This window comes from Maridesulfovibrio bastinii DSM 16055 (genome assembly GCF_000429985.1).
GTDB lineage: Bacteria > Desulfobacterota > Desulfovibrionia > Desulfovibrionales > Desulfovibrionaceae > Maridesulfovibrio > Maridesulfovibrio bastinii.
In genome coordinates, this window is the sequence record NZ_AUCX01000009.1 from 222,540 (window position 1) to 233,956 (window position 11,417).

At 46.8% G+C, this 11,417-nt stretch carries 11 protein-coding genes; 6 read left to right on the forward strand and 5 right to left on the reverse strand.

What is annotated here, in order from left to right:
• Positions 1–37 precede the first annotated feature (37 nt).
• The 4 genes from G496_RS0105505 to G496_RS20450 all read right to left on the reverse strand — a co-directional run bounded on the left by G496_RS0105505 (position 38) and on the right by G496_RS20450 (position 4,871).
• Entirely contained in the window at positions 38–1,117 is a 1,080-nt protein-coding gene (locus tag G496_RS0105505; protein WP_027178405.1) for a tyrosine-type recombinase/integrase, read from the reverse strand.
• Between the two features lie 236 nt (positions 1,118–1,353).
• A complete protein-coding gene (locus G496_RS21065; RefSeq protein ID WP_156900595.1) occupies positions 1,354–1,503 on the reverse strand; it encodes a hypothetical protein in 150 nt (49 codons plus the stop codon).
• Positions 1,504–1,560: 57 nt separating this feature from the next.
• The gene (locus tag G496_RS0105515) at positions 1,561–2,517 is read right to left on the reverse strand and encodes an integrase domain-containing protein (RefSeq protein WP_027178406.1); all 957 of its coding nucleotides are present in this window, start codon (positions 2,515–2,517) and stop codon (positions 1,561–1,563) included.
• A 1,067-nt stretch (positions 2,518–3,584) separates the two neighbouring features.
• Complete coding sequence (locus G496_RS20450) at positions 3,585–4,871, reverse strand: caspase family protein (RefSeq protein WP_156900596.1); 1,287 nt, start codon at positions 4,869–4,871, stop codon at positions 3,585–3,587.
• Between the two features lie 239 nt (positions 4,872–5,110).
• Here G496_RS20450 and G496_RS0105525 point away from each other — a divergent pair, with 239 nt between their 5' ends.
• The 5 genes from G496_RS0105525 to G496_RS0105545 all read left to right on the forward strand — a co-directional run bounded on the left by G496_RS0105525 (position 5,111) and on the right by G496_RS0105545 (position 9,632).
• The gene (locus tag G496_RS0105525; protein ID WP_027178407.1) at positions 5,111–6,325 is read left to right on the forward strand and encodes an ISL3 family transposase; all 1,215 of its coding nucleotides are present in this window, start codon (positions 5,111–5,113) and stop codon (positions 6,323–6,325) included.
• A gap of 399 nt (positions 6,326–6,724) precedes the next feature.
• Positions 6,725–7,621: a caspase family protein gene (locus tag G496_RS18930; RefSeq protein WP_245577871.1), complete on the forward strand. Its 897-nt coding sequence runs from the start codon at positions 6,725–6,727 to the stop codon at positions 7,619–7,621.
• On the forward strand, positions 7,621–8,106 hold the full coding sequence (locus G496_RS0105535; RefSeq protein WP_027178408.1) for a hypothetical protein: 486 nt from the start codon (positions 7,621–7,623) through the stop codon (positions 8,104–8,106). The genes G496_RS18930 and G496_RS0105535 overlap by 1 nt, the downstream gene beginning before the upstream one ends.
• Complete coding sequence (locus tag G496_RS0105540; RefSeq protein WP_027178409.1) at positions 8,090–8,608, forward strand: hypothetical protein; 519 nt, start codon at positions 8,090–8,092, stop codon at positions 8,606–8,608. Before G496_RS0105535 ends, G496_RS0105540 begins: the two co-directional genes overlap by 17 nt.
• Positions 8,609–8,732: 124 nt before the next feature.
• Positions 8,733–9,632, forward strand: coding sequence for a hypothetical protein (locus G496_RS0105545; RefSeq protein ID WP_027178410.1), 900 nt, complete (start codon positions 8,733–8,735; stop codon positions 9,630–9,632).
• A gap of 664 nt (positions 9,633–10,296) precedes the next feature.
• Here the strand turns inward: G496_RS0105545 and G496_RS20455 are convergent.
• Positions 10,297–10,872 (reverse strand): HRDC domain-containing protein, encoded by a 576-nt coding sequence (locus G496_RS20455; RefSeq protein ID WP_051294848.1) that lies wholly within the window; start codon positions 10,870–10,872, stop codon positions 10,297–10,299.
• Between the two features lie 288 nt (positions 10,873–11,160).
• Between G496_RS20455 and G496_RS0105560 the strand changes: the two genes are divergently transcribed.
• Positions 11,161–11,417: transposase (locus G496_RS0105560; RefSeq protein ID WP_169725736.1), on the forward strand; the 257-nt coding region annotated here is incomplete at its 3' end.

The following is an 11,417-nucleotide window of genomic DNA, read 5'->3' on the forward strand; positions in this document are numbered from 1 at the left end:
GTTTGATGTTTGTGTGTGAACCGCGTGTGTTAAATTGCTAGGCGACTTTGTCACCCTTCTTGCGGCTTTCCCTTTCGTAGATGTCCATGGCGTCGCGTTCCACGTCACGGAGCTTCTCCAGATAGATTTCCGTGCTTCGCCGGTCAGCGTGACCAAGGACGCGCTGGATGCCGGGAAGCAATGCTCCGTTGTTATCCATGACGGATGCGCCCGATGCCCGGAAGCGGTGGAAAGTGTAGTAATCCACCCCGGCCCGCTTGCAGGTGGTTTGGAGCATTTTGTACCTGCCACCATTGTATGGGCCTTCTTCCATCCGACGGGTCTCGGCATTGTAATACCGATGCCAGAACACCCATTCCTTGTCGGGATCACGATCCTTGAACAGTTCCCACAGGACATCGTACAATTGGTCCGTCATGGGGACCTGACGCAGGACCGGTTCCCTGTTCTTGTTTTTGTACGTCTTCAGCTCGACGTACCGTTTTTCAAAATTGACACGCTTCCACTTGAGCCTGTGGACTTCGATGCTCCGGGCCAGGGTTTCACGCAACACCCACAGGTAAGGTCGGTCCTTTGCCTTGGCCGCTTCGATAATGCGGTCCAGTTCTTCACTCGTGGGCGTCCGCTTCTTTTCCTTGGGCTTGTCGCTGGGGAACGATTCCAGACCCGCGAAGGGATTGTCCTGAATGAACCGTTGGCCCCGTTTCATGGCCCATGAGAACGCCGCACGGATAACCTTCAGGTCATTGTTGCCAGCGACTGGAGTGCTCTCCCTTACCACTGCCATCAGGAACTCGTCGGCCATCAGGCGGGTGATAGTGCTGCACGGCACATTGCCCAGGTAATCCAGCAGACGCTGAGCCGCATACTTGCTCTTCTTGTAATGCGAATCCGAGTATGCTCGCTCAAGGAGGTAATCAAGCCGCAGGTTCAACATATCAAGCAAGTCCATGTCGCCCTGGGCTGCCATTGCCAGCTGTCTTTTTACTTCCTTTCTTTTTTCGGCTTCGGCTGCTTTTGCGGCCCGTTTGGTCTTGAACCACGCCTTGGTGTGGCGCTTTCCCTTTACCATGAAATCGTACCGGTACCCTTTTCCGGCCTTGAAATAGACAGTCATAGATATCTTCCTCGTTCGGGAAGAACCATGACCCACCACGTTTAACGCCACCGATTTCTTCGGCATGGTCGTAGACCCAGTCAACAGACTTACCCAAGAACGCGGCAACGTCCTTGGCGCATAATACACGGGTCTTCAGATTGGTGTCAAAGGTCATCATTCTTCCGGGTTGTCATTTTCAGCAGGCGGTCACGCCCGAAAACTCGGCCAACCCTTCACTTTGACACTACCGGCATTTAATAAGTCAAACCGACCAGAGGGGGTCGGATGGAATTTCCCCAAAAAGGTTTGAAGACCATACTCCCCTCACGCAGAATCAGCCCCATCTGTCGGCCCGGAGGGCGACAGATGGGGCTGATGGTTGGAGAGCGAGATTGGCTTCTCAATCTCGCTCTCCAACCTGCGCACACAAGAAAACCCCGCGCGAAATGGCGGGGTTTTTGTTAACTACTGGAACCGAGATAGGCATCTGAGACGTCCCGCCTTCCTGCGGAGTGTCCCGCCGTCACTTCGATTTCATCACGGGCTTCACCGTCGAGTCGGGGCCAGTCATCCCCAGCCGCAGCCTGTGCAGCCAGTTGAAAGGCTTCCACGGCTTCATGCTGATTGGGCGGCTGAAAGCCGGTATGTTCTACATACATGCGATGGAACCGCTCATGGCGGTTGCTGTGCAGCGTCCACCCGCTTTCCCGCTTGGTGAACCCGCAAACCCTGGCCGCGTAGGACAGTTTTTCCTGCCATTTATCACCCATCCCGCTCGGCATGAGGTTATGAATCCCCGGCCTGTCAGATTGGCTGACGTAAGGCAACGCCCGTTCCAGAGCTTCCTGCTGCCTGTCGGACAAATTGTGCAGCGTCCTGGGCCGTCCTCCTTTCGTTCCGTACCGGACGAGCAGGCTGCGGCTTTCCCTGTTCCAGTCGGCTACCAGATCGACTTTGGCCGCTTCTTCGCGTCGGAGCCCCAGTTCATATTGCAGGCGAATCTGAGCAGCACAACGGGGACCGTGCTCGTATGACGATTCGGTTTCCAGTTTGACGATTGCCCCCAAGACGAATTCAGGGGCAACCGCCTTGCTGTTGGCGTTGGCAATGGTCCCGCGCCTGACATCGAAGACGTCGTTGCTCGGGCTGATGCCGGTGTTGCCATATGCTTCGCACAGGTGACGGGCTGCCGAAAAGATTTCGGCGATTCGCCCGTCACCCGTTCCTTCGTCTTTCATTTGCCGCGCAACCGCCGCAAAGTGCTTGTTGGAAATCTTGGACCACTTGCGAACACCAAATCCCGCATGGCGAAGCCGTTTTGCAAAGGCCTTGGCATTCTGGCGAATCCTGTATTGTTTCGATTTGGGGCCGGACAGGGTTGCCCTGTTCGTGCCCAGTACCAGACTGATGGATTTCATATGGATCTCCTTCTTGAAGTTCGGGGCAGTGCCCCGGGACAAAGCAGGTCGGACCTTCCCCGTTTGCCGGAGAATGACCTGCCTATGGCGCGAACGCGCCACACAACAACCGACACGAGACAAATCAATGTCCGTTTCCCACTGAAGGAAAATTCAGAAATCCATTTAATAAGGGGTGCCACCACGCAGGCTCATTCGTCCTGCGTGTAAAGCGGTGGCCGTGGGGGAATTTTGACAACGATAGATTTTTAGACATCTACCGTCTGTCCGGCGGGGGTGCTGTGTTTCAGCCTGGCGTTTGGATGTGAAAGTGTGCCGTTTGGAAATGAACGGCAGCGAAGTGTTAGGTGTTACGGCACGTTGGTGCCTACTTAAGCGTTTTGCCTCATTCTGGTGACCGATTTATCCGGTGGATATGGCCCACCATACAACGCCCCAAAACCTTCGCGCAAGGTCAGGCGGCAGGATTTCTGCCCCTCCCGCCGTTTTTCCTGCGAGCGTGACGCAAGCAGCCGTCAAGGCAAGCCCTTCGGTCGGACGCGTTGCGGTCCGGCCTTGCCCCGACGACTTTGCTTGCATCGTGACTTCGACAGGCGATGGCGAGAGGGATGGCCGAAGGGAGGGACACTCTGGATTCCAAAACTCAAATCGCCCGTGCTGCTATTCACCTTAAAAACGTTGCATAGTGGTCCAACAAAACGGACCTACTTTGGATTGAGGGCAAGCTAGTAGTTAAAGATTTAAAGTACACACTTGATCAATTTAACGAAGCCATTTTTATGGAAAAAGACATAATATATTATTATCGATTGAAAGGAAAGATGCATAGGTCAAAGGGAAGAATAAAAATCACCGCAAAAATGGTAAAGAAGTAATCCTTGATAATGCTTTTCTTGGTTCAAGTGGTTTCAATATAAACTTTAAGGATCAAATTACTGGTAAAATTACGAAAGCCTAGATTGTTGTACATACAGATGCGGTTGTTAAAATTGTTTTTTTATTTAAAGAAATGTTGATTGGTGTTTGTATCACACAACAAAGAGAACCAATTGTAGGCCACAGAAAAACTAATTTGAAGGGATAAAATAGAAATAATCAGTCAATGATGAAGACTCCCATGGGATCTGTTGGCCATTTGTCTCCTGAACGACATCTTTACGAGTATGTAGAAAAATGTCATAAATATTTAACCCCGGAGTATTCATGTATCGCAACAAATATTTAGTGTATACACTGTGATGTCCTGTGCCGTCAGATGCTACACGCCCCGGGGCCGTAGCATAAGAAATAATTGATCCTGCGGGGGCGTCCATACGGGCCAGACCTCGACTGGCGGATCTGAAGTTTTGGACAAATGGATTATTCCTACAGGCATCAAGAATAACAATATTTAAAGAATTTTTTACATCCCCCATCTTGTCGAGAACTTTACCGGCATCCAAACATTCATACTTAGTGTCTGATGCGGATTGTAACGAGGCATCAACTGGGACAAGGTAATTGTGCCCATTGATCTGTATCCCATGGCCTGCATAGTAGAATAACCCTACGCTTCTTTTGCCAAGACTTGCATAAAAACGATCAAGCGTCCGCTCCATTTCTTTGAGTGTCATGTTGTCTTTGTGAATAACATTAAATCCGAATTTGCGTAGAGATGTAGCAATTGCATCAGCGTCATGCGTAGGGTTCGCAAGTGGATTCGCATGATAGGAACCATTGCCAATGACAAGGGCTTGATAGCTTTCGAAGCGGGAATTATGGGATGCAGATTCAGTCGCATTAACCGTCGTAACGGAAGGTAATGGTGCCATGACAGGGGAGCTCTTAGCAGGGAAGTTGTCCGTTAAAAACCACTGAGGACTATCGAGTTCCTTTTTTACATATGTCACCCTTACGCTACCATTGCTATGAATTGTTCGAATTCTTGTCTGTGACAATACATCGATTTCAACAGATTTCGTATCATTTTTGAATGTTGCATAAAGTAAATCGCGAACGAACAAGCCTTGAAATTTTCGCTCTCCAACTTTTTTTAAATCCTTAAAAAAAACTCCACCAGCTACAAGTAAAGGGTCACTAGAGCTATCAATGTATGCAACACCCCTTCTAATAGACAACGTGAGCTCATCTGCACCTGATTTAAGCTTTTTGGTTTCTCCATTAAAGGTCCAAATGACAGATTCACGTACCCATAAGCCATCAATCGAAAGAGGATTAGACTCTGGAATTGTTTTATAATCTACATATGGGAGCACTGTAGCGCACCCGAACAATAAGAAAATAACAGTATACATCAAATTTTTTAAACTTGAAATATTCTTAAAATTCTTCATGTGATTTGAAATTCTATTCAAATTGCATCTTCTTCGGTATTATAATAGAAAATCTTGTTTTCGAAAATTTCCATTTTAAAAAAAGTAAACCGCCACAAACAACCTAACGTGATTTTTGTTACTCACATTTAGAAAACGATATCTGTAAAGAAATGCTTGAGTCAATTAGTTCATCCGGCTAAAGCGAACTTTTTACAAAATGAAAGGACATGGCGTCCAACCGATAATCATACCACTGAGCATCGGGAGGAGTAATCACCATGTCCACGAGTTTCATCTACCACGCGTTCGGCCTGCGAGGCTACGACTACGTTCGCCAAGATTTCATCGCAGGCAATATCATCCTGAAAGTACAGCCCAAGGATGGCTTGATTCGTTGTCCTTGCTGTCATTCCAGAAACATCATTCGCCACGGCTTTGCCGAGAGATGGGTTCAGACTGTGCCCATCGGTTTCAAGCCTGTCTGGCTGGTCATTCCCGAACAGCGGATAGGATGTCGCAATTGCGGCGTCATTCGCTTGATCGACATTCAAATTGCTGAGCCAAGGCGTTGGTATACCAAGGCCTTTGAGCGATATACCCTCGCCTTGGCGAAGAAAATGACCATTCAAGATGTGGCTGACCTTCTCGGCGTCGGTTGGGATACCATCAAATCAATCTTCAAACGGTATCTGTTTCGCCGTTTCGCAAAGCCAAAATTGGGGAAGCTCAAGTACATCGCCATCGACGAAATCAGCGTCCGCAAAGGACAGAAATATTTGACGCTGGTCATGGACCTCGAAAGCGGCGCGGTTTTTTTCGTCGGTGAGGGGCGAAGCCGAGAAACGCTCATGCCATTCTGGAACCGACTCAAGAAGACAAGAGCCAAGATTGAGGCTGTGGCCACGGACATGAACGCAGGCTACATCAGCGCTGTCATGGAAAGTCTGCCCGACACGGCTATCGTGTTTGACCGATTTCATGTGGTCAAACTGATGAATGAAAAGATTACCCAGATTCGGCGGCAACTCTTTCGGGAACTCACATCGCCGCTTGAAAGGAAGGCAGTAAAAGGTACACGGTGGATTCTCCTGAAGAACCCGGAGAACCTGGATGAAAGCCGTGATGAAAAGCAGCGGCTGGACGAGGCATTGCGGCTGAACAAATCGTTGGCAACAGCCTATTATCTGAAAGAAGACTTACGACAACTCTGGTCACAGCCGGACAAGGCAACAGCGAAGAAGGTTATCGCTGACTGGATAGCCAGGGCCGAAGCCTCGGAAATTCGACCTTTGCAGGTCATGGCGAGGACGCTTGCAGCACATCGCTTCGGCATCCTCGCTTACTACGATCACCTCATCTCGTCAGGCCCCATCGAAGGCACGAACAACAAGATCAAAACACTGAAACGACAGGCATACGGCTATCGGGATACTGAGTTCTTCAAGCTCAGGATCATGGGCATTCATGAATCGAAGTACGCTTTAGCCGGATGAACCCAAGAAATGGGGGGATTACCGTCCCCCATTGCTTCTATCAATATTGCAGATTGTTGACGATCTGCGCAGGTGAACCATGTGGCAAGCATTCTCCGATAAACCCTTCACTTTTTGTATTTCATATTGTATTAAATGGTGATTGTCTGGTGTGCAGGATATGTATCGTGCGAAGAAGGACTGGATATTTTTTACAGAGAGCTAGTCCAAGATGGGTTGCATCGTCTCAATTTTTTGATGCGCAAATAAGGGAGAGTCTTTTTGTTAAACTGTTGTCGTAGCTCGCTTGGCGTTCGCCGTTCCCTAAAGAATCAGAGTTTTCGACAGGCTGCGGCTTTTACTATTTGTTTCATTCTTTTGCTGAGTTCCGGGTCTTGGGCTTCGGCTAACCCATTGCGCTTGGCACTACTTATAGGCAACGCCAACTATGCTTTTGCCCCTCTCCGTAACCCTATAAATGATGTCAGGGGAATGGCTCATGAGTTGCAAAAATTGAATTTCAATGTGACGGAACTCGAGAATGTGAGCCAGGCTGGCATGATTGAGGCAATACAGCGTCTTGCTGCACACGCGAATACAGAAAATTCCATAGTCGTATTCTATTATGCTGGGCATGCCGTCCAAATGGAAGGTAAAAATTATCTCCTACCTGTGAGCTTTAGGGCCAGCAGTGAGGCGGGGGTGCCAGCACAGTCTCTTTGCCTTGACGAAATTCTCAGTTGTCTTGAAATAAAAGGCAATACTAACATCCTAATTTTAGATGCCTGTCGAGTCAATCCGTATGATGCGTCCACAGCAAACTATTCAGGCAGCAACAGGGCTATTCGGGGCTTGACCATTAAGATGCGGAATAAAGGGCTGGCCCCTATGAAGGGGGCTTCCGGAACATTCATTGCTTTTTCAACTAGCCCCGGTCAACCAGCTTCGGATGGGGAGGCAACGCACGGTCTATATACGCAGTACCTTCTGCGCTACCTTGCCGGACCTGGCTTAAGTATTGAAGAGATCTTCAAAAAGGTCCGGGTGGCGGTGTTAAAAGAGAGTCGACAACAGCAAATTCCCTGGGAACGTTCCTCTTTGCTCAATGACTTCTATTTTATCCCTCCAAGTAAGGATGAGCTTACGAAAAAATCCGTCAGAGATCTTCTGCAAGAAGCGCGGATAGACATAAGCGCAGGACGCTATGGTGTGGCTTACAAACGACTAAAAATAGCAAATGCAATGTCCGCAACCGATGATGAAATTCAGCAGATCCAGAAACAAATGGAAAAGATAAAAAAGGAGTTAAGAGAATAATGAGGCCCTTCATCGCTGTGCTTGTCGTTTTGTGTGTGGCGTTGCTTTGTGGCTGTAGTGGCACAAAGGTGTATCAGAATTCACCGTATGGACTTTATTCTGATGGAATGTATAGCCCGGATGCGCCTGAGGCAAAAACTCTTATACCACTTATTCATAACGCAAACAAAACACCACGAGCGTACTGGGTCCACTGGCAAATTGCTTACTGGGCGTACTTGCACAAGCATTATGGAACTGCACTATTTGCTTTGAATGAATTAAACAAATATTATCCCGAGTTGGACTATCAATATTATTATCGAAATTTCAACTTAGCTATTATTCTTTACCGATTAGGGATGGTGCAAGCAGCACGCGGGCGTTTTGAATATGTTCAGGAGTGCTCAAATAATTTCTTACTGAATAATCGGTGTACAATCTTTTTGATGGCTATCGACAATGGGGAAGTGGTAAAGGAGGATTATTATGCGTATGATTATTAGCATTATTATAACTCTTTTGTTTACACCCGCTTTACTTTTTGCCTCTCAGTCAACGACATACTCTATAAGAATACCCTATATAATTACTTGTGAAAAGATTTCCGATAGCCCGTCCAGTTTTGTCTTCAAAGTTCAGATCGCCAAATTTAATATAACATCTGCTGTGAACTTCAAACGGTCAAAATATGCTACGGAGAACCAGATATCAGCAGTGGTATACAGTGCAGGGCTCTTTTTGCCCATCATTCTGTTGTCCCCCGATAGTTTTGCACAGTCTATCGCTGACAACCCCGTTTCTGTTAGTTCTGCGCAAGTAGTTGAAGAGCATGCCCTCTCTGATCTGCAGGTAAAAGTGGTAATAAATGGGGAAGACATGGGGGAGTTCAAAACAAATGCGCAGGGAGTATTGACTGTTGATAGCAATGATAGGGGAGTCTATGGCTTTTATGCCAGCTCAGATCAATATGGTATGTCAATATCCAAGGAAATATACATAAAATAGCAAAAGGAGATATGGCGTTGTCAAAAGGATTGTCGCTGGTTATTGGAGAGCCAGAACTATTTGCCGTTGAAAGTGCAGAAATTCTGTGTGTGTAAAAAAAATTATAAATCAAAGGGAAAGCAAAATGAAATCTTGTTTTAAACTTTTGTCTTTGTTCATGTTGCTGATATTTTTTAATGGATGTGTAGCAAATATGGTGCAACAACCTCCGATGACAATTCGATCTGAATACACTTATTTAACTAAAACTACAGTTACAAATCCTTATGTTATTGCGATTGGTGATATTGTCGGTGTGGCCGTTGCGTCTTCTGCATGGATTGGAGAATATTCTTTTAAATTTTATGATGATATCACTATGAAAGAGATTCAACAGGAAAAATTGCCAGAGTATTGGTCTCAAGCTCAGGCTGGAAATAATTTCCATGGATGCTATACAAAGTATGAGAACAATATGACAACCGTCAGAGGTCAACACGACTTTTTTGCCACAATCGATGATTATGTGTCTTCAGCTGACAGGACAGATGACTATATATTTGCCACAAAAAAAAAGGATGGCAGGCTCAGCTTGATGCAATATGATCTCAATGGAAAGAACGGTAAGGAGATTATGCATATAAATGTTAAAAAATTGAGTAATACTGGCACTGTTCTCTGGGCGCTAGGTATAGTCAGTGCACAACAGCAATATGCTAGTGGTAACGTAGTTTGTATGGATAATAAGGTGTACTTTGCAACAGATACATGGTGGGAGAAACTGGGTTCAAATCAAGAAACTTTTAATGATGAACATAAGCTTTATGTTTTTGACGTTGACGGACATGATGCCGCAAGTATAGGCGGAAAAACTAGCTATTACCTTGGGAAGTGCGGTACAGAAATTATTAGTGGTGGTTGTATTTTAAACACAAAGACCTTGAAGAAACAACCGCTCGAGAATGGCGAATATCTTTTTGGATATAGTGCAAGGCATATTTTTTACCGAGATAACGATGGAAGTATATACTATAAAGAAATGTAGTAGTTGTGTGTGAGTTGGTCTTATCGACGGTAATAGAATCGGGATATGGACCTGAGCAAATTCTGTGTGGTTCTTTCTCTTTTATACATACATTTGTGAATGTTACCTACCGTATTTGGTCGGTCTCGCAAGATTGATTTCCAGGTGTAGAGCCTAGGCTTGGCTTGAAGCGGGTGCTGAGTTCACCGTAGTTCTCTCATTGTGTGCGAAAAAACAGCGACAGTGCGAGTGCCTGCCATCCGTCTCTTTCCCGCTGAAGAAAGAGACGGGTGGCCCTCCTAATAGCGGATGTTGTTCAAGGAGGACACATCCTGCCGAACCAGCCTCCTCCCGTTCTTCGTCTGAGCCGAGGCCAGCAGGGGCTCATCCTTTCGGTCCTGAAAATAGCCTTTGGACCAAGCCAGTTTGCCGTTGTGAAAAATGCGCACGTCGCCGATTTCTCCACCTGTCGAGGCAACGACATCCTTGACCTCAACGAAGCCACCATTCTGATGTTCCGCTGAAATGGAAACTGTCGGGGGCGGAGACCTAAGCGCTTCGACGATGCTGACGCCCGCAGCGTTCGCAGCAGGAAGCGTTTTATTGGAAAGAGGCGTTGACCAAGTCTGGCCTCTGATAGACGTCTGAAAGTTGACTGAAGGAGACTTGACCGTATTTCTCTATTTCATAGTATGGCAAGTGTGAGGGCGGAGTGAGCACGGCCTGGTCGAAAAAACGATGCGGGGTCCAATAGTCCAGCTGTCCAGGCTCTCGAACGTGAATGACACGCGGTGGTCAAAGGACTTCCCGGACCACTGATATACAGAATAAACACCGTTTTTGAATTTGATGCAAAGCTCACCCTTTTCGTCCAAAACCATCTTCTCAACCTCGTCATGCCGTAGCTGCAAAAAAGACGCTTTGTAAAAGTTTTTTTGATCACCTCCATCAACTCGCTGTTGGTGGCGATAACGTATGTAGGAATTCCTTCCCGTTCCGCTTTTTCCTTTCTCCAGACACGGAGCTTATCAAAGAAAAATTTTTCAGGCTCACTCAGCGTGGGGGAGCCAGCGCGGCTTGGTTCGGCTTCGAGAACAAGCTCGTATTCAAGAAACACGGTCCAATACGCCTTGGTGCCGACCTGGAAGAATTCGGGCCGCGATGACCGGATTTCCTTGTTCATGATGAACTTGCGATACTGTTCGTCCTGAAAAACTCCCTTATCCCGATCAAACGGAATCGTGATGACGCGTGTTTCCATTGTGACTCCTGTTTTTTTGCAGTGGAAACACAATATCGGACGACGCGGCTTTTTGCTTTAGCCTATATATACGGAGCCGTTTCCTGGTTACAGCGGATGCTCGGAAAAACATGCAGTGTGAAGCCCTATATATAGGCCTGCCAGCACCTCCCAACACCGTAGTAGATATATAGCGTTCCTATATATACAGAAACTGCGCGGAAACAAGAAAAGGGACCGCTTTTGGCGGTCCCTCAGATTGATGACAAAGTCCTCGCCTTTTGGCGGGGACTTTTTTATATTATTTGCATGTTAAAAAAATCTGATCAAAAGCAAGTCACTGTTGAGCTAGTAACAATTGAAGAGCTGGTTCCTGAAAACCATTTACTTCGAAAAATAAATAAGTTTATCGACTTTTCATTTATTCGAGAGAAGACCAAGCATCTTTACTGTGAGAACAATGGTCGTCCAGCAATTGATCCAGTTGTTCTTTTTAAGATGTTATTTATTGGGTATATATTTGGAATTCGCAGTGAGAGGCGTCTTGTCAAAGAAATACAAGTCAA